Below are 22,786 nucleotides of genomic sequence, written 5' to 3' on the forward strand. Positions count from 1 at the left end.
GTGTGGCTCGTGCTGCCCGTCGTGGGCATCCGGCTGCCGATCTTCTGGGCCGGCGCCGTGGCGCTCCTTGCCAACACCGCCGCGTACCAGGCCGAGGCCATTCGCGCAGGCATCCAGGGCGTGCAGACGGGGCAGATGGAGGCGGCCCTCTCGTTGGGCTTCACGCACCCGCAGGCGATGCGGCACGTCGTCCTGCCTCAGGCCTTCCGCACCTCGCTTCCGGCGCTGGGAAACGAGATCGTGATCCTCCTCAAGGACACCTCGCTCGTGAGCGTGATCGGGGTGGTCGAGCTCACGCAGGTCGGCCGCATCTTCTCCGCGCGCACGTTCCTCGTGCTCGAAACCTGGCTTGGCGTCGCGGCGATCTACCTCGTCCTCACCTACACGCTTGCCCTCGTCCTTCGCAGGCTCGAGGTGCGCGTGGCGATCCCGGGCCTTGGCGTGGGGGGTTCGCGCGCGTGAACGTCGAGCCGCTGATCCACGTGCGGGGCCTCGTCAAGCGATTCGGCCCGACGCGCGTGCTCCAAGGCGTCGACCTCGACGTGCGCGAGGGCGAGGTCCTCGCGATCGTCGGGCCCTCCGGATGCGGGAAGAGCACGCTCCTCCGCTGCCTCACGCGCCTTGTGGAGCCCGACGAGGGCACGGTGCGACTCGACGGCGTCGACGTGCGGTCCAAAGCGGCCGACCTGCGTCTCGTGCGCGAGCGCTTCGTCATCGTGTTCCAGGCGTTCAACCTCTTCCCCCACCTGCGCGCCCGGGAGAACGTCACGCTTCCCCTCCTGCGGGTGCTCGGGCTCCCGCGCGACAAGGCCAAGGCGCGCGCGACCGAGACGCTCTCGAAGGTCGGGCTCTCCGACAAGGCCGGCGCCTACCCGGGCGAGCTCTCCGGCGGCCAGCAGCAGCGCGTCGCCATCGCCCGGGCGCTTGCGATGCGGCCGAAGGCCATCTTCTTCGACGAGCCCACGAGCGCGCTTGACCCCGAGCTCACGGGGGAGGTCCTGCGCGTCCTGCTCACCCTCGCCGACGAAGGCATGACCATGATCATCGTCACGCACGAAATGGCCTTTGCCAAGGAGGTGGCCAACCGCGCGGCCTTCATGGACGCGGGTCGCATCGTGGAGGAGGGCCCGGCGCGCGAGGTGCTCGAGAATCCGCAGCACGAGCGCACGCGCGCGTTCCTGGCGCGGTCGCTTTCGCGCGAGCGCGGAGGCGGGCCGACGCCCCCGTCATAGCCCCTTGCGGAGCCGGCGCGAGATCGCCTCGGGCAGCCCGGCCGCGCGGTTGGCGGCCTCGGTCGCGTCGACGTCGTAGGGCACGCGGACGATCGTGAACTCGGCCGTCTCGCCGTCCAGAAGGCCAAAGCTCGCCCGCGGGTCCCCGTCGCGCGGCTGCCCCACGCTTCCGGGATTGAGGAACCACGTGTCGTCCGCCTTGCGGCGCATCGGGATGTGCGTGTGGCCAAGCGCGACGAACGTGGGCTCGCCTGCGGACTTCGCAAGCGCGGAGAACTCGTCGATGCCCGCATCGGGGAACACGTACTCCATGAGCGGATCGCGCGGCGATCCGTGGTAGACGGCAAGCTCGCCCAATCCGACCTGGAAGCGGAGCGTCGCCGGAAACTCGGCGATCCGTTTGCGGTTCTCGGGCGTGAGAAGCTTTCGCGTGTGGTCCACGCCGGCGACGGCGCTCTGGTTAAACCCTTTTGGGGTCCCGCCCGTGGCGGCCCAGTCGTGGTTGCCAAGGATGCATCGGACGCCGCGTGAGAAGAGAAGAGCGAGACATTCGTTGGGCTGCGCGTTGTAACCCACGGTGTCGCCAAGCGAGAGTACGACATCCGGGCGCAAGCGATCACGGTCGATCGCCGCGAGGACGGCTTGCAAAGCTGCGAGATTCGAATGGATGTCGGAGAGAAGCGCAACCCGCATGACCGGCTAGGGACCCCCCTTGGCTTCGAGTGGAAGGACGGATCGATCGGTGACGTGTGAAAACGTGAAATCGATCGAGAGCCCGTGCGTTTAGCGACTTCACGTACATCAAACTTTCATAATCGCGTCCACATAATCGAACTCCCCAACGCGTCGGCGTGAACAGATAGTCTTCAAACTGCAGTACGATGATCATTCATCGCAACGTGGACACAACGGGCGGCCCAAGATCGCTCTCCACTCCCTTCAGCCGAAGCGGAGGGGTGGGCGGAAAGTATCGGAAACTTCCAGCCGCTTCTTACGCAGCCGCGCCTATAAGCTCGTCCAGGCCGTCGCGCGTCCGAGCCGAAACAAGGTGAACGCCGAGGAGCTCGCGCGCGTCCAACCGCGAGGCGACGGCGTCGACGAGCGGTTGGATCTCCCGACTTTGGATTGGCGATAGAAGGTCGGCCTTCGTCAAGACGACGCGGATGGGCGCGCGCTCCTTGGACCGGCGAAGAATCGCGAGGCTCGTCCGCATCTTCCGCTCGATCTCGGCGGGAGGGTCCGACGCGTCGAGGACGAGCCAGGTCTCGTCGGCAAGCGCGATCTCCTCGAGCGTTGCGTGGAAGGCCTCCACGAGAAACGGCGGCAAATCCTCGATGAAACCCACCGTGTCCGTCAATAAGACGCGGGGCTCCTCGTCGCGCTTGCTTCCGCGCACGCGCGCCGTTCGCGTCTCAAGCGTGGAGAAGAGCCGGTTCTCGACGAGCACCTCGCGGCTCGTGAGGGCGGAGAGCAGCGAGCTCTTGCCCGCGTTCGTGTAGCCTGCCAGGGCGACGAGCCGGAAGCCCCCCTTGCGCCGCGCCCGGCGTCGGCCCTCGCGCTCGCCGGCCAGCCGGACGAGCTCGCGCTCGATCCTCGTCTTGCGACGGCGGATCTGGTCGTAGTACTGGTCCACACCGTATTCGCCACCGCCCAGGAAGCCGGGGTGCTCGCCTTTCTTGGACCGCGCGATGTACTCGCGGACAAGCGGCATCTCGTACCGCAGCCGGGCGAGCTCGACCTGGAGCCGCCCCTCTTGGGTCGTGGCGCGCCGGGCGAAGATCTCGAGGATGAGGCGGACGCGGTCGAAGACGCGCACGGGCGGGGCCTCCTGCCGCGCGGCGCGGCGGCGGGCCGCCCCGCGGAGAGGTGCCGCGGCTCCGGAGCCGGTCGCAGTGCGCCGTGCTGCGGCCCCGGAGTCCGCCGCGGTGCGCGGTGCTGCCGCTCGGGAGTCTTCGGGGTGCGGTGCTGCGCCTCGGGCGTCGGCTGCGCTGCGCGGCGTTCGGTCGCCGCCGCGGCCCCCGTCGGGCTCGTCCCGTCGCCGCTCGCCGGCGACGGACACGGCTCCGAGCGCCCGCTCGATCGTGGCGACTTGCCCGGCGCGGAGGTCCGCGTCGAACACGACGAGATCGGATTCCGCCTCGCGCGCGACCCCGGCGACTTCGTCGAGCTTTCCGGAGCCAATGTACGTCGCAGGGTCGGGACGGTCGCGCCGTTGCCGGACGATCGACGCCACGTCGTAGCCCAGCGAGGCGACGAGCGCTTCGATTTCGTCCGTTTGCGAACGCATGGTGACGAGAACAGCGCGAGGGCGCACGCGCGGACATTCCTCGCAGCTTATATATCATCGTGCCCGTAGCCGCCCTGATGGTGGGCGCCGGCGTGAAGGACGTGGCCATCGCCGTCGCCGTCGTGGGCGGGGTTCTGCTGATCCTGTTCGCCTACACCGGCGTCTGGCCCCCCATGGTCGTCGTCGAGTCGGGCAGCATGATGCACCCGCCTTGCGGGGAGACGCGCGGCTCCGCGTGCGCGGGGTTCGGCAAGTTCGGGACGATCGATCCGGGCGACATGGTTTTCGTCAAGCGGGTGTCCTCGAATTCCGAGGTGGAAACGCTGGCGGACGGTCGGGACGTCCGCTACGGGCTGGCCGGCGACGTGCTCATCTATTACAGGGACAACGCGCGAAGCGGCCGGTTCGCCACGCCGATCATCCACCGGGCCGTCGCGTACATCGAGGTCACGGGGGCCGACGTGCCGGACGACGTCGCCGACAATCCACCGGTCGGTTTCAGCTGCCGCGACTCGCACGTGGCCAACGCGCGCTATGCGTGGAAGTGGCGTGGACAGCAGTTCAGCACGACGGGCCTGCAGGGCGTCGTCATCCCGGAGATCGGCCTTGGCAGCCCGTCGGCCCCCTACAAGCCGTGCTGGTCCGGCTACATCACCAAGGGCGACAATCCGGTGACAAACCGGCCTCCGGACCAGATGCCATCGTGCATCACGCCCTCCTGCCAACCGATCCGGCTCGCGTGGATCGAGGGCAAGGCCGTGGGCGAGGTTCCGTGGTTTGGACTCATCAAGCTTGCGCTCAGCGGGTCGCCCAACTACCGCTGCCCCGGGCAGCTTGGCGATCCGGCGTGCGTGAACGCGGTCGCGGTGGGCAACGCGTACGCGCCGGGCGACCTGTGGGTCATGCTGGGCGTCTCGTTGGGTCTTCTCGTCGCCGTGCCCGTGGGCTTTGACATGGCCATGAACCGCATCCGGCAGCGGCGCGAGGGAGAGCGACCCGCGGCAAAGGACGGCGACGAGGCGCTCGAACGCACGCACGTGGACCACGGCCCGGGGATCGGCAGTCCTCCGTCCGAGGCCGGCGAACCGCCCGAGCCGTTCTGGCGGCGATTCTGGCCCCGCGAACCTCGCGAGCCGCCGCCCGAGTTCGACTCGGAAGACCGTCCACCGGGCCGTTGACGATCCGGGTTGCAGCCGGCCGGCCTCGCGCGCGCAAAAGCGCCGTCGTCGTCTGCGGTCAGAGGACCGCGGAAAGCTTCTGCTGCGGCAGCCGCGCGTTGCAAGCAAGCTCAAGCTGCGGCTCCTCGCAGAGGACCGCGCGCGTCTCGCCCGCGGGAACGGAGAGCTGGATCTCCTTCGTCCGCCCGTAGCGACCCTTCGAGATCACGCGCGCAGTGAGGATCCCCATGATGTCAAGCTCGGAGAGGAGGTCCGTCACGCGCCGTTGGGTGAGCACGTCGGAACCCGTCGCCTTGCAAAGCTCGCGGTAGGTGTCGTACGACTCGCCGGTCGTAAGCCCCTTGCGCTGCGTGTGCTCCTCGCCCAGGATGACGGACAGGAGCACGAGCTTGCTTTGCATGGGAAGGGTGCGCACGACCTCGGTCACGCGGTCGATCTCGATCTTGTTCTGCGCGCGGCGGACGTGCTGCTCGCTCACGCGGCGCGCGCTCTCGCGCTCGGCGATCTCGCCCGAGACGCGCAGGAGATCGAGCGCCCGCCTGGCGTCGCCGTGCTCCTGCGCCGCAAGCGCCGCGCACAGCGGGATCACGGCGTTCTCGAGCATGCCCTCCTTGAAGGCGACGCCCGCGCGCTGCTTGAGGATGTCCTGGAGCTGGGCCGCGTCGTACGGGGGGAAGATGATCTCCTCCTCGCCCAGCGACGACGTCACGCGCGCGTCCAGGAACTCCGTGAACTTGAGGTCGTTCGAGATGCCGATGAGGCTCACGCGCGCCTTGGACAGATCGGCGTTGATGCGGGTGAGGTTGTAGAGGACGTCGTCGCCGGCCTTGAAGACGAGCTTGTCGATCTCGTCGAGGATGATGATCGTGGCTCCGCCCGAGGCGTCGATCTTCTCGCGGAGCTTGGCGTAGACCTCGTCCGTGGGCCAGCCGGTGAACGGGATGCGCTCGTTCCAGTTGTCCGTGAGGGCGTTTGCGATCTGCGTGAGAACGCGGTACTGGGTGTCGACGACCTCGCAGTTGATGTAGATGAAGTTCACGCGGGCGCCGTTTGCCTTGCCGGCCTCGATGAGCTCCTTGCCGACGTACTTTGCGACGGCCGTCTTGCCCGTGCCCGTCTTGCCGTAGATGAACACGTTGCTTGGGGTCTCGCCGCGCAGCGCCGGGACAAGCGTCGAGGCGAGCTGGTTGATCTGGTCGGACCGGTGCGGCAGGTCCTCGGGCGTGTAGGTCGGCCGAAGGACCTCCTTGTTCCGGAAGATGGGCTCGGTACGTAGCAAGGCCTCGAAAAGGCCGTGACGAAGCATCCTGGACTCCTCCCCTGCTGCCTTTGGTTCGACTGCGATCTGGTGGACACTACGCCATGGGCGATGGTCCTCGACCCGACCGATCCCTTCCGGACCTTCCCTGGCGAGAAACCACGGAGCGTTCGCTAGCAAGGCAACGAAGTTGCCGCCCGCCTCCACCCCAGGTTCCCACCGTGCGAGGATGAGCGCGCGAAGCGCTCATCGATACATGGGAAACAGCGGAAACATTGGAGAGCGGGCAAATCGATAAAGGTTCCGTATGGGCGTTTTCATAAAAAGAAACAAAATATTTTGGCGAGAATTCCAATCGCAGCGCAAGTTCCACTGGAAATTGCTGAAACAGCCTTCGCTTTTGAAACGTTCATGCCGCGTCCGCGCCATCGCGACGGCCACTGGGGACGGATGCGGTGAACGAGGGGGCAAGCGCGGGAGCCGTCGCAAGCGCCGATGCTCCCGTCGGGACGGCGCCGCGGGCGATTCCTGCCTCGGTGTATGCCCTCCTCGAAGAGCGCGGCGCGCTGCTCCATCCCGAAGCGGCGCGATACCTTGCCGCGTCCGCGCGACCGCTTGAGCTCCTGCGTGGGGCGCTCTCGCAAAACGGCCACTTTCTCGTGACGCTCGACGTCCTGGAACGGGCGACCGAAAGCGTCGCGGGCGGTCGGGGTGCCGTCCCGAGCCCCGGCGTGATCGCCGGCACGGCCGTCGGCCCGAGCCACGGGCCCGGCGGCGGCGCGGGAGCCGGCCCGACCGCGGGACCGACGTCCGACGTCCCCCGGAGCCCGTCGTCTCCCGTGCCCAAGGCCGAGCCTACTACGTCGTCGCTTCTCCTCACGATTCCGCGCTATCCCGCGCCGCTTTCCGTCGACCGCGTGCAGCCCCGAAGCGCCGCGGGGCGCGCCGACGCTAACGCCGGGACCCCCGCGGCGCGCGGCGCGGATCTCCTGGCGCGCCCGCTTCTGGATCCCTCGCTTGCCCAGGGGCCCAGCCGCCTGGTCGCGGCCACGGCGCTCTCGCTCGGCGCGGTCCCCGCTCCCTCCGTGTCCCCGATCGCGGCGCCCTCGCCCGTGGCGGGGCCCGGCATCCCCTTGCCGCCTGCGTCCATTCCCGTCGACCACCGCTTCGAGATCCTTCGGGACGTGACGGGCGCGAGCACGTGCACGGGCGAGATCAGCGACTTCACGAAGCTCTTCAACGACCGGTACAAGACGCTTCGTCGCATCCTCCGCCAGCGGCGCGAGATGGTGGGCGCCATGCCCATCGACCGCGTCCCGCGGGGCGGCGGCGACTCGGTCCGCGTGATCGGCATCGTGAACGAGGTCCGCACGAGCAAGAACGGTCACCGCATCCTCGAGGTCGAGGACGACACGGGCGTCGTGTTCGTGCTCGCCCCCGCGAGCGACCCCGATCTCCTGGAACTGGCCGAGACCGTGGCCCAGGACGAGGTGATCGGCGTCGTGGCCAAGACGGCCAAGCCCTCGAACGATCCCCGCAGCAAGGGCGACCTCCTCATCCTGCAGGACCTCGTCCGCCCGGACGTTCCCGTCACGCACGAGTCGCCGCGCGCGCAGCGCCCGGCTTCGGTCGCCTTCGTCGGCGATTTTCATTTCGGGAGCCGCGCCTTCCTCGCGGACCGCTGGGATCGCTTCGTGGCGTGGATGAACGGGACGCTCGGCGACGCGCAGCAGCAGGCGCTTGCGGCCCGCGTCCGGTACCTCGTCGTGAACGGCGACGTCTGCGACGGGATCGGCATCTACCCTGGTCAGGAGGGTGACCTTGCGATCCCCGACGTCTTCGAGCAGTACCGATTCGCCGGCGAGCAGCTCGCGCGTCTGCCCTCGCGCGTGAAGATCTTCGTCCTCCCGGGCGCGCACGACGCGGTGCGTCCGGCCGAGCCGCAGCCCGCCTTGGGCGAGACGCTTCGCAAGACGTTCCCCTCGAACGTCGTCTTCGTCGGCAACCCGTCGTTCCTGTCGATCGAGGGCGTCTCCATCCTCGCGTACAACGGAAAGGGAATCGACGACTACGTGACGACGGTGAAGGGCTTGTCGGCAAGCCAGCCGTTGACGGTCATGGCGGAGATGCTCCGGCGACGCCACCTTTGCCCCATGTATGCGCACGACACGCCCATCGCGCCCGAGCACCGGGACCATCTCGTGATCGATCCCATCCCGGACATCTTCGTGACCGGCCACGTCCATCGAGCGGGCATCGGATCGTATCGCGGCATCACGCTCGTCTCGTCGAGCTGCTGGCAGGGCCAGACGAACCGGCAGAAGATGCTGGGCCTCCAGCCCGAGCCCGCGCGCGTGCCGGTCGTCGACCTGCAGACGGGCAAGGCGCAGCTGCTGAACTTCGATCAGTAGAAGCCGGTCACGGCCACGATCATGATGCCAAAGGCCGTCAGCAGCAGGATCATTCCGAGCATGCTGATGGGTGGAAGCGACGCCATGATCCTTTGGAACTCCGGCGGCGGGGGGCCCGGCGCGGTTTGCGCCTCGAGGAGCGCCCGGGCCCGCTTCATCTTCGGGAAGAAGACCACGAGGCCCAGGAGCCAGACCACAAGCGCAAGGACGAGCGCGGCGACGAAGAGGTACGAGTGCGTCGAGCCGCGCACCCAGGCTCCGATCCCGAACATGTAGCTGTACAGCAGCACGCCAAAGACGATCGTGCCCGCGGCCGCCATCTCGCCGTACTTGTAGATCGGCAGGGTGTAGGTCAGGAAAAAGTCGCGGCGGGACGGCGGCTGCATCTTCTCCAGACGGGGGAACAGCACGAAATTGGCAAACAGGATGGCGCCCAGCCACATCACGCCCAGAAGAATGTGCGCGAAGCGGAGCACCACGGCGACGGCGTCGGTCACGGTCGTCCTCCGCGCGCAAGATTTCGAGGATGCGATTTCAACCTTGCGGAGTGGAAGCCGTTCCGAAACCGCTTTGGGTCCCCGCGGGCATCGGGTCCGGCACAGGGGTCTTTTCGGGATGGGAGCGCGCGTCGAGGACCCCGCCGAGGACATCGCCGAGCGCGACGAGGCGGAGGTCGAGAAGGACTTCGAGGTCCCCGAGGTCGCCCTCGCGTCCGCTTCGAGCGTCGCGATGTCCGCGGCCATGCGGGCCTACTTCGACGCCCTCAAGCGCGAGCTCGACCGCTCGTACGACGTGGCCCGCAAGGCGCGGGCCAGGGGCCTCGACCCCGCGCTGGAGCCTGAGATCCCCATGGCAGAGGACCTGGCCCAGCGCGTCGAGGAGCTCGTGGGCCCGCCCGGCGTGGCAGCCCAGGTCCGAGAGCTTGCCGCCGCCGGCAAGAACCGCGAGGAGCTCTCCCTCATCGTCGCAAAGGACGTGGCCGCCTCGACCTTCGCCGCGACGCAGAACAAGGAGAAGGCGGTCGACCAGGCGGTCCGAACCGGCCTTGCGATCCTCACCGAGGGCGTCCTCGTCGCGCCGCTTGAGGGCGTGGCGGGAGTGCGCATCCTCCGAAACGACGACGGCACCGATTGCGTGGCCGTCTCCTACGCGGGGCCCATCCGCGCGGCCGGCGGCACGGCGCAGGCGCTCTCGCTTCTCATCGCCGACGTCGTCCGCCGCGAGCTCGGCCTTGGCCGCTACGTCCCCACGGCGCAGGAGATCGAGCGCTACAAGGAGGAGGTGGCGGCGTACAAGACGGTCATGCACCTGCAGAGCAATCCCACGCCGCAGCAGGTCGAGCTCATCGTCAAGGGCTGCCCGGTGTGCATCGACGGCGAAGGAACGGAGGAGGAAGAGGTCTCCGGCTACCGCAACCTGCCGCGCTTCCAGACGAACAAGATCCGCGGCGGCATGGCGCTTGTCCTCTCCGACGGCATGATCCTCAAGGCGAGCAAGATCCAAAAGCACGTCAAGAACCTGCGGATGGACGGCTGGGAATTCATCGACTCGTTTGCCAACAAGGACAAGGGCGCCGACGCCCAAGGCCAGATGACCGACGCGCAGGGCCGCACGATCATCCAGGCGGACTGGAAGTTCGTGTCGGAGATCACGGCGGGTCGACCCATCCTCGCGCACCCGTCGCGCAAGGGAGGCTTCCGCCTCCGGTACGGCCGGGCGCGCACGGGTGGCATCGCCTCCACGGCGATCCACCCAGCGACCATGGTGCTCTGCGACGATTTCCTCGCGCTTGGCACGCAGATGAAGATCGAGCGCCCCGGCAAGGCGACCGTCGTCACGCCGTGCGACGGCATCCAAGGCCCGACCGTCGTGCTCGACAATGGCGACCTTGCCTACGTTTCCAACACGGCGGATGCGCGGCGGCTTCGCGCGCGCGTTCGCCGTATCGTCGATCTTGGCGACATCCTCGTCCCCTACGGCGAGTTCGCCGAGAACAACAAGCCCATGCCGCAGAGCCCGTACGTGCACGAATGGTGGGCGTTGGAGGCGGCCAAAGCCTCGGAGCGCGGGCAGCCGGGCGCGCCCGCCCGACCCGCGTCCATCGAAGAGGCCCTCCGCCTCGCGGGAGAGCTTGGACTTCCTCTGCATCCCGACTGGCTCCTGTGCTGGCACGACGTTCGCGCCGACGACGTGCGGAAGCTCTCCGCGTGGGTGGAGGCGGACGGCCGATGGGTCTCGCACGAGGACGTCGTCACGCTTTCGCTTCCCGCCGATCCCACCATGAAGGAGCTCCTCGTGGAGCTTCTGGCGCTCCACCACCAGCGCGGGGATCGTCTGCTCCTCGACCCGGACCGGACCGCGCCTGCGCTCCTGCTCGGGCTTGGCCTCGATCCGGTCGCGCCCATGGCCGCGGCGCCGGATACCCCCATCCCGAGGCGCCGCTCGTGGGACGGCTACCTTGGCCCCAACCATGCGCTCGCGCTCGCGTCGCACCTCGCCGGGGTCGAGGTTCGCGCCCGCTCGCCGTTTCGCGTGGGCGCGCGCATGGGTCGCCCGGAGAAGGCCGCCGAGCGCAAGATGAGCCCGCCTGTGCACTCGCTGTTCCCCATCGGCAACGAAGGCGGGCTCCAGCGGCTCGTGCGCGACGCGGCGAAGGCCCACCAGAAGAGCCGCGACGGCACCGAGCGCGCGGGCTTCGAGGTCGAGATCGGAATGCGCCGGTGCCCCTCCTGCGGGAAGCGAGACTTCACGAACCTTTGCGAATGCGGCGGGCACACGCAGCCCGAGCGGGGGCGTCCGGAGAAGGCCTGGGTGAACCTCGCAGCCCGCATCGAAGCGGCCCAGCGTCGACTCGACCTCGCCCGGCTCCCGGAGACGATCAAGGGCGTGGTGGGGCTCGTGAGCCCGACGAAGACCCCCGAGCCCTTGGAGAAGGGTATCCTCCGCGCCAAGCACGAGGTCTACACGTTCAAGGACGGCACGATCCGCTACGATATGACGGACGTGCCGCTCACGCATTTCCGTCCCCGCGAGATCGGCACGCCGGTCGAGCGCCTCCGCGAGCTTGGCTACACGCACGACGTCGGCGGCGAGCCTTTGTCGAACGAGGAGCAGATCCTCGAGCTTCGCGTGCAGGACCTCATTGTGAGCCGCGATTGCGGGGAGTACCTGCTGCGCGCGGCGCAGTTTCTCGACGAGCTCCTCGAGCGCTTCTACGGCCTGCCGGCGTTCTACCGGGCGCAGACGCCCCACGACCTCGTCGGGCACCTCTTGGCGGGGCTTGCGCCCCACACCTCCGGCGCGGTCGCCTGTCGGCTCATCGGCTACACGTCGGGCCAGGCGATGCTCGCGCACCCGTTCTACCACGCGGCCAAGCGCCGCAACTGCGACGGCGACGAGGACTGCGTCATGCTCCTCCTCGACGGCCTCCTCAACTTCAGCCGCGTGTACCTGCCGGAGAAGCGGGGCGGGCTCATGGACGCGCCGCTTGTGCTCACGACGCGGATCGATCCCTCCGAGATCGACAAGGAGGCGCACAACCTCGACGTGGGCACGCGCTACCCGGCGGCCTTCTACGAGGCGACCATGCGTCACGCGGACCCCAAAGAGGTTCGCAAGGCCATGGACACGGTCGAGTCGCGCCTTGGGACCGAGCGGCAGTACGAGGGATTCGGCTACACGCACGAGACCTCGGATCTGGGCGAGGGCCCCACCGTGTCGGCGTACAAGTCGCTGGGCAAGATGACCGACAAGGTGGACGCGCAGCTGTCGCTTGGCGCCAAGATCCGCGCCGTGGACGTCGCCGACGTGGGCGCGCGCGTCATCGAGTACCACCTGCTGCCCGATCTCGTTGGCAACCTCAAGGCGTTCTCGCGTCAGCGCGTCCGGTGCACGAAGTGCAACGCGAAGTTCCGGCGCATCCCGCTCAAGGGGGTCTGCCTCAAGTGCAAGAACAACCTCACGATGACCGTCTACGAGGCCTCCGTCAAGAAGTACCTCGAGGTCTCCAAGCGCATCGCCGAGCGCTACGGCGTGAAGCAGTACACGAAGCAGCGCATCGATCTCGTCGAGGAGGCGATGAAGTCGCTGTTCACAAACGACAAGGTCAAGACGACGACGTTGGCGGATTTCCTGTAGAGGCGAAAAGAAAAGGATGCGCGGTGGCCGCGTGGCCACCGCGCAGGTCGTTCGACGAATCTACGCTCGGACTTCCATGGCGCGCTTGGGCGCGACCCAGGCGGTGGGCTGCTCTTCGGAGGCAAAGCGCCACACGAAGGCCCCCAGGAGGCCGCCGACAACGGGGCCCACCACGTACGCCATGGCGAACTCGGCCGTGAGGACGTTGTTCGCGTTGAACAGCGCCGGCCCGAGGCTGCGAGCGGGGTTCACGCTTGCCCCCGTGAGGCCCATGGCGGCAAAGTGGATGCCGGCCAAGGCGAGGCCGATCACGAGCGGGGCGTAGGCCTGCAGGTTGGGGCGCGAGACGGCCGCGAAGATGGCGACCACGAAGAGCGCCGTGAGGAAGATCTCACCAAGGAGCGCGCCCGTGGCCGTGATGCCGGTCCAGTTGGTCGCCGTGCCGCCGATTGCCGTCATGGCGGTGGTGCTCGCCGTTCCGCCGACGGCCCACATCGCGTACAGAACGCCCGCGGCGATCGTTGCGCCGATGATCTGGCAGACGACGTAGGGCACGACGTCTTGCGTCGAAGTCTTCTTGTTCAACCACATCGCGATCGTCACGGCGGGGTTGAAGTGGCCGCCCGAGAGGGGGCCAAAAGCCACGATGCCGATCGTCAACGCCAGCCCGAAGGCGAGGGCGATGCCGACGTAGCCCGCGCCGCTCAAGATCGCGGCGCAGCCGAGGAACACCAGGGTGAACGTCCCGAGCATCTCGGCCACGTACTTCTTCCAGCTTTGCGTCTCCGTCATGTTGACATACCTCCGACCTTCGGACATTTTCAAACAGCCCGAAGAGCCGGCCGCTTAACATCCGGACCCCACCATAAATTCCGCGATCCGACTCGCGAACATTTCCGTACATGTCAACATTCGAAAAAGACGCACTTATGTACATTCCTGTCCGGAACCCAGTCCGCGCCGGGGCGTCCAACGAAGAGCTACAATCTGGAAGAACAGGCTCACAAAACCTATATAGTTAGAACAGGACTCGTTGCCGGCCTCAGGAGGCTTGAGGACTTGGCATTCGGGAAGCTGGCAGCATTGGCCATTGCGGCAGCGGTCGTGGCCGGATCCGGCGTGGCGCTCTTTGCGCTCAACGGGAGCGGGGGCGACGCGCCTGTGGAGCCGGCATCGACGACCACGCCCCCGGCGCAACGTCCGGTCGACCTTTCGCCGATCCGCGACGTGCTTCTTGCGCAAAGCTTCGTCTTCAACCCGCTTTCCATCCAGCCCCTGGCCAAGACCGTGTTCACCGTGGACGCGGCCAAGGGCTACAACATGGTCCAAGTGGACATCGCAGGCGACCTCCAGGGCGCGTATGCGACCGCGTTGCCCTCGATCAAGATCAAGGACCCGAGCGGAAGCGTCGTCGTCGACTACAGCCGGCAAGCCCGCTTCGGCTACCCGTCGATCCCAGCCAACCCCGTCACGGGCCCCTACGAGGCGCGTCCCTTTACGATCGCTTCCCTGTGGAAGTTCGCGCCGGGAGAGTACACGGTCGAGGTAAGCGGCGTCTCGACGCCCATCACGCTCAGCATCTTGGGCCTTCGCGGAGCCGCGCCCGACTTCACGCTTGCCGACGCCCTCGGCAAGGGCACGATCCAACTTTCCGAGCTTCGCGGCAAGGCCGTCATCGTGGACCTCTTCGCCACGTGGTGCGGCCCCTGCAAGGCGCTCATGAAGACGTTCGCCGAGATCTACCCGCAGTACGCGCGCGAGCAGCTGGAGATCGTGAGCGTCGACGTCGACCCCGCCGAGAGCGATGCGGACATTCGCTCGCTGTTCGAGAGCAATGGCTGGGCCTGGTACGCCGGCATGGACGACGGTACGGTGGATGCAAACTACGGATCGGGCTACATCCCGACGATGGCCGTCGTCAACGCGCAGGGCCTGCTCGTCTACCGCCACATCGGAAGCGGCATCACCGCAGAGGAGCTCAAGGCGATCATCGACCACGCGATCGCCGGATCGCCGGTTGCGACCGCCAGCTCGGCCGTCTCCGCGCTTGTCGTCACGAACCTGCGCCTTGCCAAGCCCGCCGTGCAGCCCGGCGACGACCTCGAGTTCCGCGCCGACGTGAACGACGCTGGCCTTGTCACGGAATCGTACTTCACCGTCTGCCGCGCCGACCCGCCGCCGTACACGTGCTTTGCCAAGGTCCCCATGACGCTCCAGGGAACGACGCTTGTCGGAACGACCGCGGGCAACGCGGAAGTCCCCAAGCTCGAGAACGGCTGGGACATGGAGCTCCACCTGTTCGTGCGGGACGCCACCGGCAAGCGGCACGAGTACCCCGAGAACGACGCCTACCGCTTCACCGTCGGCGCGTCCTCGGCCGCCGCCGTCCCCGGGCTTGAGCCCCTGCTCGCCCTTTCGCTCCTGGGCGCCGCTGCCCTTGTCCTCCGGAGGCCGTAAACATGCTGAAACGAACCGTCGCCATCGGAATCGCCGCCGTCCTCGTCGCCACCTCGGCCGCCGCGCTCGTCGCGCTGCAGCCGCCGGCGGCAAGCGAGGAGCCCGTGAACCCGCAATCGCAAACGTCGCCGGCGGAGCCGCCGGTTGCGGAATCGAAGCTTCTGACGCCCGTCGAGGACGTGCTCTTGGAGCTTCCCGCCGCGCTTGCGCCGGTGGCCGTGCCGCTGGACCTCGTGTACAATTTCAAGGTTGACAAGGAATACGGCATCCTTCGCGTGGAGGTCCTTGGGCCCGGCGGCGCCGGCCTGCTCAACAACGCCGACGTGAAGGTGATCGGGCCCTCGGGCGACGCCGTGATCCACTATTCGGGCAGCGATCTCCTCATCCCCAACAAGCGCGACCCGACGAACGCGAAGCCCACGATCCTCGGCTTTGCGCTCAACCCGGAGCCGGGCGCGTACAAGCTGCAGCTTCAGGGCGTCTCGTCGGCCTTCAAGCTCACGGTGTGGGGCATCGCGGGCGTCCCCGCGTTCGAATTCGCGATCGCCGACGCCTTTGGCAAGGAGGCCGGCACGCTGTCGGACCTGCGCGGGCGCGTGGTCATCATCGACCTCATGGCGACCTGGTGCGGGCCCTGCAAGGCCGCCATGGACGTCTTCAACGAGGTGTACGGCGAGTACAGCCGCGACGAGTTCGAGATCGTGAGCGTCGACGTCGACGCCCGCGAGAGCGAGGACGACCTGCGCACCCTCTTCGAGAAGGAGGGTTGGGCGCAGTGGTACGCCACGATGGACGATGGCACGGTGAACGCCGAGTACGGATCGGGCTTCATCCCGACCATGGCGATCGTCGATCCCAACGGCGTGCTCATCTATTACGAGATTGGCATGAAGATGAACGCAGACGAGCTCCGGGATCTCATCAACCGGGCGCTCGGAAAGCAATAGGGCATCGGGAGGTCAACGCATGAACGGGAATCTACTGATCGTGGGTGTCGTGGCCGCCTTCGTGGTTGGAGCCGCCGCGCTTGTCGCGGTGTCGCCGCCGCCGGCGAGCGAAACGGGTGAAGAACCGTTGTCGACCGCAGCGCTGGGCGAGGAGACCTCGACGGCCGCGCGTCCGCTGGATCCGGCCAACGACCTCCTCTTCAAGGCGAAGTTTGCCGCGCCGCCGACGGCCTTGGCGGGGACCACGAAGTTCACCGACAGCTTCACCGTGGACCGCGACTACAATTTCCTTGAAATCGGAACGGGCGACGAGGGCGTCTGGGCGCCCGCCGTGAACGTGTACAAGATTCGCGTGTACGACCCCGAGGGAACGCTCGTGGCCGACACCGACTGGTCCGGCGGCCTGTTCCCCTGGGTTTCGCTCCCCAACGACCGCACGTGGCCGAGCGCCTCGGTCGTGGCCCCCGCGCACGGCACCTACGCGATCGAGGTCGAGCTCTCCGCGGGCTTGACGGCCATCGTTTCGGCCAGCGGCATCGCGGGCCCCGGCGCCGACTTCTCCACCGAGGACATCCTGGGCAAGGGAACGTTCACGCTCTCGGAGCACCGCGGCAAGGTCGTGCTCATCGACCTCATGGCCACCTGGTGCGGCCCGTGCAAGCGCGCCATGGCCACGCTCGCCGAGGTCTACGAGTCGTACGATCGGTCCCAGTTCGAGATCGTGAGCGTCGACGTGGACACGGACGAGACGGAGGAGGACCTCCGCAACTTCATGCAGACGTACGGCGGCGTCTGGTACGCCGGCTTCGACGACGGCCCGCGGTTTGGCGGCACCGTCTCGAAGGGCTACGGCACCGGAGCGATCCCCACGATCGCCATCATCGACCCGGCCGGCAACTGGATCTTCCGCCACGTCGGAAGCGACATCACCGCAGACGAGCTGCGGGCCATCATCGACGGCGCGCTCGCGAGCGCCTGACGCCCCGCATCGGCGCCGTCGCGCAGGCGGCGGCGCCGGCGGGCAACTTCCCATCTTCCAGCGGAGCCGCCGGGAGCTGGGGGATCAGAATTCTTAAATAGCCACTCGCTCCCTCGAAACCGGGTCGAGGAGGCCTAGGATGTTTCGCGCCAAGCCCGCAGCAGCGCTCGCAGTCGCCCTGTTCGTTGTCGGCGCGGCGATCGTCGCCACCCCGCCTCCGGTTCCGCTGGAGCAGGCCGCTGTCTCCCACACGCGCGAGGATCCGCCCGCGATCGGCGGACGACCGTTGCCGCCGGCCGACGACCTGCTGTTCGATCAGCGGTTTGAGGGCTCGGGCGCGGGCGGCAAGCACTCGTTCGAGTCCTCCTTCACGGTCGAGCGCGAGTACAACTTCCTCGAGATCCGGCTGGGTGCCGACGGCCTCATGGGCGCCGGGTGGACCTACGAGGTCCGCATCCTCGATCCAGAGGGGAACGTCGTGGCGGACCTGGAATACGACATCGGCCCCTTCCCCTGGTACGGCCTCCCATCGATGGGAGTGACGAGCGACACCTCGCCGGCGGCGTCCGTTCTCGTGCCTCTCCAAGGCTCGTACGCGGTCGAGCTTGAAGTCTCGGGCGGGATGACCGCCATCGTTGCGGTCCGAGGCGTCGCCGGCAAGGCCGCCGACTTCACGATCGACGACGTCCTCGGGAAGGGCACCTTCCGGCTGTCCGAGCAGGCGGGCAAGGTCGTGCTCGTCGAGCTCATGTCCACCTGGTGCTCGATCTGCCAGCGAATGGCCCCGAAACTCCAGACGATGTACGAGTCCTACGACCGAGCGCGCTTTGAGCTGGTGGGCGTGGACACGGATGTCAAAGATACGAAGGAAGGCCTGCGCCACTTCATGGAGTCCCACGGCGCGACCTCGTACGCAGGCATGGACGACGGCACCGTGATCAAAGCCTACGCGGGCGGCCAGACCGGATGGCCCCGTTGGGCCGTCGTCGACCCCGCTGGAAACTGGATCTACGCCAACGCGGGCGAGGTTCCGATCGAGGAGCTGCGCGCGGCGATCGACGCTGCGCTGGACGGGCGTTGAGCGATGGCGACAAGGAGAATCGTCGTCGCCGGTCTCGTCGCCGTGGTGGTGGGCCTTGGCGCCTTCGCGTTGCTGGCGCCGCCTCCGCCTGCCGGGGACCTGCAGGCCACGAGCGAACGCGAACCGACCGTCGCCGAGCTACCCCTCGCGACCGCCGACAAGGTGTTCCACCGGACCTTCGAGCCCCCCATCCTGTCGGCCGAGACGGTGCTCCGTTACTCGGACCGTTTCACGCTTTCGAAAGACTACAACTTCGTCGAGGTGGGCCTCGGCAAGGAAGGCACGGCCACGACGCAGACGACGTTCAACGTTCGGATCATCGGCCCCGACGGCACGGTCGTATCCGACGTGCGCTGGCCCAACGACCGCCCCGAGCTCGTCTACGGCTGGAATCCCCTGGACCGCAACGAAGCCACGTGGTTCATCCGGGACTCGGTCATCGCGCCGCCGCGCGGCGAGTACCGCCTGGAGGTGGAGGCGTCCCGCGAGATCGCCCCGCGCGTGACGCTCCAAGGCTTCGCCGGCGCCGCGGCCGACTTCTCGACGCAGGACGTGCTGGGGAAGGGAACGTTCCGGCTCTCCGAACAGGGCGGCCGCGTCGTCGTCATCGACATCATGACGACATGGTGCTCGCCGTGCATCGAAAGCATGCCGATGCTCGTCGACGTGTACGAAGCGTACCCGCGCGACCGGGTCGAGTTCGTGACGCTCGACCACGATCTGAAAGAGTCGGAGCAGACGCTTGCCTCGTTCATGCGCGATCACGGAGCGACGTGGTACGCCGGATTGGACCGAGAGCAGGTGGTGTGGGCCTACGCGCAGAAGGGCACGAGCCGACCGTTCCTCGCCGTGATCGATCCCGCGGGCCAATGGATGTACCGGCTGGCCGGCGAGGACCTGTCGCCCGACGACCTTCGCAAGGCGATCGACGCGGCGCTGGGGCACGGAAGGAGCCGTTGACATGGGCTTGTTTGGCGGACGCAAGCAAGAGCCATCCGCGAGGAATCCCGAGGAGGCGCGGGAGAATGCCATCGACGCCTGGCGTGAGATGCTCGTGAAGGATCTCGAGAGGAGGTTCGAGGAGCCTTTCGTCTCGCGTGCGCTTGGCGCCGCGATCGCAAAGAGCGTCAAGGTGCTTTGTCGCGAGGCTCCAGAAACCGCAAAGCAGGCGGGGCCAACGGGCCTCGCGGAACACGCCCTTGGCCAAATCGCGTCGAGGCGCGACATCGTCGTCAAGGACGCGGCGAAGACCATCATGGCGATGTACGCCACCGTGGTCATGCCCTCGGACCCCGAGATCGTCGCGTTGGCGGAGGCGAGCGGCCGGACGGGGCTCATGCGGGAGTACTTTTTCGCCGAATTCGCGGAGAAACAAATGCCGCAGTGGATCGGACTTGCCGAGGCCGGGTACGAAGAGGCCTTGACCGTCGCCACGGCGAAGGACTCCAAAGACCGGCTCGCAGCCCACCTTCTGAAAGCCTAGAGGCCCTTCGCATTCGCGCGCTGCGGCCCCCGATCAGCAGCAGTCCTTCCCCTGCCACGCGTCCTTCGCTTCCTTGGCAAGCGGAACCGTGATGAGGAGCGCGGCCACCGGGTCGGCCCACCACCACCCGAAGGCGGCGTTCAATCCGACGCCCGCAAGCACGATGGCCGAGAGGTAGAAGCACGCCTGCGTCTGGGCCGCGTCGGCGACCACGGCGCGGCTGTGGAGGGAACGTCCCAGGGCGCGCTTGGCGCGGGCAAGGTAGCCCATGACGACGAGCGAGACGGCCGCAAGCGCGATCCCGACGAAGCTCGGCTCCGGTTCGCGGCCTTCCCACAGCGCGGTTGATGCCTCCACCCCGACGTAGGCCGCAAGGGCCAGAAGCGAGATCGCCACGAGCTTCTGCGCCCGCCGCTCGATGCGCTCGGCGGTCTCGGGGTCGGCCGCGCGCCGATGGGCGAGGAATCGCCACACGATCACCGCGCCCGAGGCGCTCTCGACGAAGCTGTCCACGCCAAAGCCGAGGAGGACCACGCTTCCGGCGGCAAGCGCGGCGAAGATCGCGACGGCGCCCTCGACGACGTTCCATCCCACGGTGAGGTAGGCCAGGCGCAGGCCGCGGCGGGAGAGCTCGGCTTGGCTATCCTTTCCCGTCTCCCGAAGAACGGCGTTGGCCATGATCTCGTCACGCGGGCCGGGCTTCGTACCCGGTGTCGGCCACGGCTTTCACGAGCGCATCCACGGGCGTGTTGGGGTCCGCGTCCACGCGCGCCTCGCCCTTCTTGAGGTCCACGTCGGCTCGGTGCACGCCCGGAACGCCCCGCAGCGCGTCGCCCACGTGCCGCACGCAGTTGGCGCACGTCATGCCGTCCACCTTCAAGGTCACCAGCTTTCCCTTGGGGGCCGCGGGTGCGGTTTCCTCTTTCTTTCCGAACGAGAACCAGCTCATAGGGGGACCTCCGTCGGCGCCGTTGCGGGCGCGGCCGTTCGCGGGCGCCTCGCCGCGCGGCGCCGGATGTGGGGAACGTAACGGCCCAAGAGGCGGCTGTTGGCCACGACGCTCACGCTCGAGAGCGCCATCGCGCCGGCCGCAAACGCCGGGTGCAGCGTGACGGGCGAGCCGAAGACGGGCCAGGCCGTGAAAAGGCCCGCCGCCACGGGGATGAGAACCGCGTTGTAGCCGAAGGCCCATAGCAGGTTCTGGCGAATCTTGCGCATGGTCGCGCGGGCAAGCGCCAGCGAGGCGGGCACGTCGGCGGGGTCGTCCCGCAGGAGGATGATCTCGCCGGTCTCCTTGGCCACGTCGGTGCCCGCGCCCATGGCGATGCCCACGTCCGCCCGGGCGAGCGCGGGAGCGTCGTTGATGCCGTCGCCCACCATGGCCACCACGCGGCCCTTCTCCCGCAGCTTGGCGATCTCCTCCGCTTTGCCGTCCGGCCGCACGCGCCAAAGCACGTTTCGCACGCCGGCTTGCGCCGCGATGGCCCGCGCCGTGCGCTCGTTGTCGCCCGTGATCATCCAGAGGTCGGCTGGCGCAAGGGCGGCGACGGCTTCCCGCGCGCCGGGCCGGAGCGTGTCCGCGAGGGCCACGACGCCCGCCACGCGGTCGTCGAGGGCGACGAAAACGACGGTCTTGCCCGCCGCCTCGAGTTGTGCGGCCGAGGCTGCAAGCTCGGGCGGCGGCGCGCCGACGAGCTCCGCCGTTCCCACGGCGACGCTGCGGCCGGCGACGACCGCGCGCACGCCCTGTCCGGGAACGGCCGAAAAGTCGGACGGGCGCACGACGGAAAGGTTCCGCCGCGTCGCCTCCCGCACGACCGCGGCGGCCAGGGGGTGCTCGCTTGCCGACTCGGCCGACGCGGCGGCCGCAAGGAGCGCGGTTTCGTCGACCCCCGGGCTCGTCGCGAGGTCCGTCACGCGGGGGGTTCCCTGCGTGAGCGTGCCCGTCTTGTCGAAGACGACCGTGTCCACGCGCGAGGCGCGCTCGATGGACTCGCCGCCCTTGAACAGGACGCCGAACTGCGCGGCGCGCCCGGTTCCCACCATGATCGCAAGCGGCGTGGCAAGCCCAAGCGCGCAGGGGCAGGCGATGATGAGGACCGCCACCGACGCCAAGAGCGCGAAGGCCAGCGGCTCGACACCAATTGCGAGCGCCGTGTCGGCACCCGGCCCATTCCAATACGCGAAGGTCGCGGCCGCAAGGACCATGACGACCGGGACGAACCACGCGCTCACGGTGTCCACGTAGCGCTCGATGGGCGCCCGGCGCGACTGCGCCTCCGACACGAGCCGGACGATGGCGGCAAGCACCGTGTCCTCGCCCACGCGGCGCGCCTCGAACACGACGCTTCCGTTCTGGTTCACGGTGCCGGCGACGACCTCCGAACCGGGGCCCTTCTCGATCGGCACGCTCTCGCCGGTGACCATGGACTCGTCCACGCTCGTGCGCCCTTCGAGCACGACGCCGTCCACGGGGATCTTCTCGCCCGGCCGGACGACCACGCGATCGCCCACGGCGACCTCGGCCGCGGCCACTTGCGCTTCCGCGCCTTCGCGCAGGACGCGCGCCGTGAGCGGGCGAAGCTCCAGGAGCCGGCGCACGGCCGCGCTCGCGCGGCTCTTGCCCAAGGCCTCGAGGTACTTGCCAAGGAGAATGAGGGCGATGACGGCGGCTGCGACCTCGAAGTAGATCGCGTGGCCCGGCAAGGCCTCGGGAGCGAGAACCTCGGTCGCCGAGTACCCGAACGCGGCCGTCGTTCCGACGGCGATGAGCGTGTCCATGTTCGCGCGCCGGTTGCGAAGGGCCTTCCACGTCCCGACGTAGAAGACGTACCCCACGCCAAACTGCACGGGCGTCGTGAGCGCAAGCTGCAGGAGATCGAAGCCGGGGAAATCGAGGCCCGCGAACATGTGCGCCATGGCGAGCACGACGACCGGGGCCGCAAGCGCCGCCGCGACGACGAACCTCCGCCATCGCGCGTTCACCTCGCGCTCGCCTTGGTGCTCGTCCTGCGCGTCGAGGACCGTGTAGCCGGCGCCCTCGACGGCCGTCGCCAGCGCCTCGACCCGCACGTCCGGCTCGGCGAGCACGGTCGCCTGCTCCAACGCCAAATTCACGCGCGCCTCGCGCACGCCGGGGACCTTCTGGAGGGCGTTGCCGACGTTGCGCACGCAGCTTGCGCACGTCATGCCGCCGATCGAGAGGGTGACGTGGGAGACCCCGTCCGACCGGCGGTCTGCCGAGGGGTCTGCGGCGGCCGGGTCGGGAGACTGCTTCATGGAGACAGGGTAGGGGCCGGGGGGCTATGTGCCTTCGGCTTGACAAACGTTAAGCCC

19 protein-coding genes are annotated in these 22,786 nt (G+C 68.2%); 11 read left to right on the forward strand and 8 right to left on the reverse strand.

The features are described from left to right. Positions 1–462 (forward strand): amino acid ABC transporter permease (locus VM681_01675; GenBank protein HVL86708.1); only part of this gene is annotated, 462 nt, incomplete at its 5' end. After that, on the forward strand, positions 459–1,232 hold the full coding sequence (locus VM681_01680; GenBank protein HVL86709.1) for an amino acid ABC transporter ATP-binding protein: 774 nt from the start codon (positions 459–461) through the stop codon (positions 1,230–1,232). The genes VM681_01675 and VM681_01680, both read left to right, overlap by 4 nt. On the opposite strand, the gene VM681_01685 is transcribed toward VM681_01680, so the two are convergent. Next, a complete protein-coding gene (locus tag VM681_01685; GenBank protein HVL86710.1) occupies positions 1,227–1,925 on the reverse strand; it encodes a metallophosphoesterase family protein in 699 nt (232 codons plus the stop codon). The genes VM681_01680 and VM681_01685 overlap by 6 nt on opposite strands. A gap of 298 nt (positions 1,926–2,223) precedes the next feature. Then, entirely contained in the window at positions 2,224–3,546 is a 1,323-nt protein-coding gene (locus tag VM681_01690; protein HVL86711.1) for a GTPase, read from the reverse strand. 32 nt (positions 3,547–3,578) lie between these two features. On the opposite strand from VM681_01690, the gene VM681_01695 reads away from it, so the two are divergent. Next, positions 3,579–4,697, forward strand: coding sequence for a S26 family signal peptidase (locus tag VM681_01695; GenBank protein HVL86712.1), 1,119 nt, complete (start codon positions 3,579–3,581; stop codon positions 4,695–4,697). A gap of 58 nt (positions 4,698–4,755) precedes the next feature. Here the strand turns inward: VM681_01695 and VM681_01700 are convergent, their stop codons facing one another. Further along, positions 4,756–6,003, reverse strand: coding sequence for an ORC1-type DNA replication protein (locus VM681_01700; GenBank protein HVL86713.1), 1,248 nt, complete (start codon positions 6,001–6,003; stop codon positions 4,756–4,758). A gap of 407 nt (positions 6,004–6,410) precedes the next feature. Between VM681_01700 and VM681_01705 the strand changes: the two genes are divergently transcribed. After that, on the forward strand, positions 6,411–8,366 hold the full coding sequence (locus tag VM681_01705; protein ID HVL86714.1) for a DNA-directed DNA polymerase II small subunit: 1,956 nt from the start codon (positions 6,411–6,413) through the stop codon (positions 8,364–8,366). On the opposite strand, the gene VM681_01710 is transcribed toward VM681_01705, so the two are convergent. Further along, positions 8,360–8,863 (reverse strand): hypothetical protein, encoded by a 504-nt coding sequence (locus VM681_01710; GenBank protein HVL86715.1) that lies wholly within the window; start codon positions 8,861–8,863, stop codon positions 8,360–8,362. The genes VM681_01705 and VM681_01710 overlap by 7 nt on opposite strands. A 118-nt stretch (positions 8,864–8,981) precedes the next feature. On the opposite strand from VM681_01710, the gene VM681_01715 reads away from it, so the two are divergent. Beyond that, positions 8,982–12,503 carry a DNA polymerase II large subunit gene (locus VM681_01715; GenBank protein ID HVL86716.1) on the forward strand — a complete coding sequence of 1,174 codons (3,522 nt, stop codon included), beginning with the start codon at positions 8,982–8,984 and terminating at the stop codon, positions 12,501–12,503. A 60-nt stretch (positions 12,504–12,563) separates the two neighbouring features. Here the strand turns inward: VM681_01715 and VM681_01720 are convergent, their stop codons facing one another. Continuing rightward, complete coding sequence (locus tag VM681_01720) at positions 12,564–13,295, reverse strand: aquaporin (GenBank protein HVL86717.1); 732 nt, start codon at positions 13,293–13,295, stop codon at positions 12,564–12,566. A 267-nt stretch (positions 13,296–13,562) separates the two neighbouring features. On the opposite strand from VM681_01720, the gene VM681_01725 reads away from it, so the two are divergent. The 6 genes from VM681_01725 (at position 13,563) to VM681_01750 (ending at position 19,450) form a co-directional block, all read left to right on the forward strand. Continuing rightward, positions 13,563–14,960: a TlpA disulfide reductase family protein gene (locus VM681_01725; GenBank protein ID HVL86718.1), complete on the forward strand. Its 1,398-nt coding sequence runs from the start codon at positions 13,563–13,565 to the stop codon at positions 14,958–14,960. Between the two features lie 2 nt (positions 14,961–14,962). After that, positions 14,963–15,907: a TlpA disulfide reductase family protein gene (locus tag VM681_01730; protein HVL86719.1), complete on the forward strand. Its 945-nt coding sequence runs from the start codon at positions 14,963–14,965 to the stop codon at positions 15,905–15,907. Positions 15,908–15,926: 19 nt separating this feature from the next. Next, entirely contained in the window at positions 15,927–16,886 is a 960-nt protein-coding gene (locus VM681_01735; GenBank protein ID HVL86720.1) for a TlpA disulfide reductase family protein, read from the forward strand. 139 nt (positions 16,887–17,025) lie between these two features. Next, on the forward strand, positions 17,026–17,967 hold the full coding sequence (locus VM681_01740) for a TlpA disulfide reductase family protein (protein ID HVL86721.1): 942 nt from the start codon (positions 17,026–17,028) through the stop codon (positions 17,965–17,967). A 3-nt stretch (positions 17,968–17,970) separates the two neighbouring features. Further along, positions 17,971–18,927 carry a TlpA disulfide reductase family protein gene (locus VM681_01745; protein HVL86722.1) on the forward strand — a complete coding sequence of 319 codons (957 nt, stop codon included), beginning with the start codon at positions 17,971–17,973 and terminating at the stop codon, positions 18,925–18,927. Between the two features lies 1 nt (position 18,928). Beyond that, positions 18,929–19,450: a hypothetical protein gene (locus tag VM681_01750; GenBank protein ID HVL86723.1), complete on the forward strand. Its 522-nt coding sequence runs from the start codon at positions 18,929–18,931 to the stop codon at positions 19,448–19,450. Positions 19,451–19,483: 33 nt separating this feature from the next. On the opposite strand, the gene VM681_01755 is transcribed toward VM681_01750, so the two are convergent. Genes VM681_01755 through VM681_01765 form a run of 3 tightly spaced genes read right to left on the reverse strand, consistent with a single transcriptional unit; the run spans position 19,484 to position 22,729 of the window. Continuing rightward, entirely contained in the window at positions 19,484–20,128 is a 645-nt protein-coding gene (locus tag VM681_01755; GenBank protein ID HVL86724.1) for a cation transporter, read from the reverse strand. A 7-nt stretch (positions 20,129–20,135) separates the two neighbouring features. Then, a complete protein-coding gene (locus tag VM681_01760; protein HVL86725.1) occupies positions 20,136–20,399 on the reverse strand; it encodes a heavy metal-associated domain-containing protein in 264 nt (87 codons plus the stop codon). Continuing rightward, complete coding sequence (locus tag VM681_01765) at positions 20,396–22,729, reverse strand: heavy metal translocating P-type ATPase (protein HVL86726.1); 2,334 nt, start codon at positions 22,727–22,729, stop codon at positions 20,396–20,398. The genes VM681_01760 and VM681_01765 overlap by 4 nt, the downstream gene beginning before the upstream one ends. Between the last annotated feature and the right edge of the window lie 57 nt (positions 22,730–22,786).

The sequence above is a fragment of the Candidatus Thermoplasmatota archaeon genome (assembly GCA_035541015.1).
Lineage (GTDB): Archaea > Thermoplasmatota > SW-10-69-26 > JACQPN01 > JAIVGT01 > DATLFM01.

What these genes read in the sequence shown, in the direction of transcription:
- VM681_01685 (HVL86710.1), bottom strand. Translation starts at nt 1,925, where the DNA reads ATGCGGGTTGCGCTTCTCTCCGACATCCATTCGAATCTCGCAGCTTTG.
- VM681_01700 (HVL86713.1), bottom strand. Translation starts at nt 6,003, where the DNA reads ATGCTTCGTCACGGCCTTTTCGAGGCCTTGCTACGTACCGAGCCCATC.
- VM681_01715 (HVL86716.1), top strand. Translation starts at nt 8,982, where the DNA reads ATGGGAGCGCGCGTCGAGGACCCCGCCGAGGACATCGCCGAGCGCGAC.
- VM681_01720 (HVL86717.1), bottom strand. Translation starts at nt 13,295, where the DNA reads ATGACGGAGACGCAAAGCTGGAAGAAGTACGTGGCCGAGATGCTCGGG.
- VM681_01730 (HVL86719.1), top strand. Translation starts at nt 14,963, where the DNA reads ATGCTGAAACGAACCGTCGCCATCGGAATCGCCGCCGTCCTCGTCGCC.
- VM681_01735 (HVL86720.1), top strand. Translation starts at nt 15,927, where the DNA reads ATGAACGGGAATCTACTGATCGTGGGTGTCGTGGCCGCCTTCGTGGTT.
- VM681_01740 (HVL86721.1), top strand. Translation starts at nt 17,026, where the DNA reads ATGTTTCGCGCCAAGCCCGCAGCAGCGCTCGCAGTCGCCCTGTTCGTT.
- VM681_01745 (HVL86722.1), top strand. Translation starts at nt 17,971, where the DNA reads ATGGCGACAAGGAGAATCGTCGTCGCCGGTCTCGTCGCCGTGGTGGTG.
- VM681_01750 (HVL86723.1), top strand. Translation starts at nt 18,929, where the DNA reads ATGGGCTTGTTTGGCGGACGCAAGCAAGAGCCATCCGCGAGGAATCCC.
- VM681_01755 (HVL86724.1), bottom strand. Translation starts at nt 20,128, where the DNA reads ATGGCCAACGCCGTTCTTCGGGAGACGGGAAAGGATAGCCAAGCCGAG.
- VM681_01760 (HVL86725.1), bottom strand. Translation starts at nt 20,399, where the DNA reads ATGAGCTGGTTCTCGTTCGGAAAGAAAGAGGAAACCGCACCCGCGGCC.
- VM681_01765 (HVL86726.1), bottom strand. Translation starts at nt 22,729, where the DNA reads ATGAAGCAGTCTCCCGACCCGGCCGCCGCAGACCCCTCGGCAGACCGC.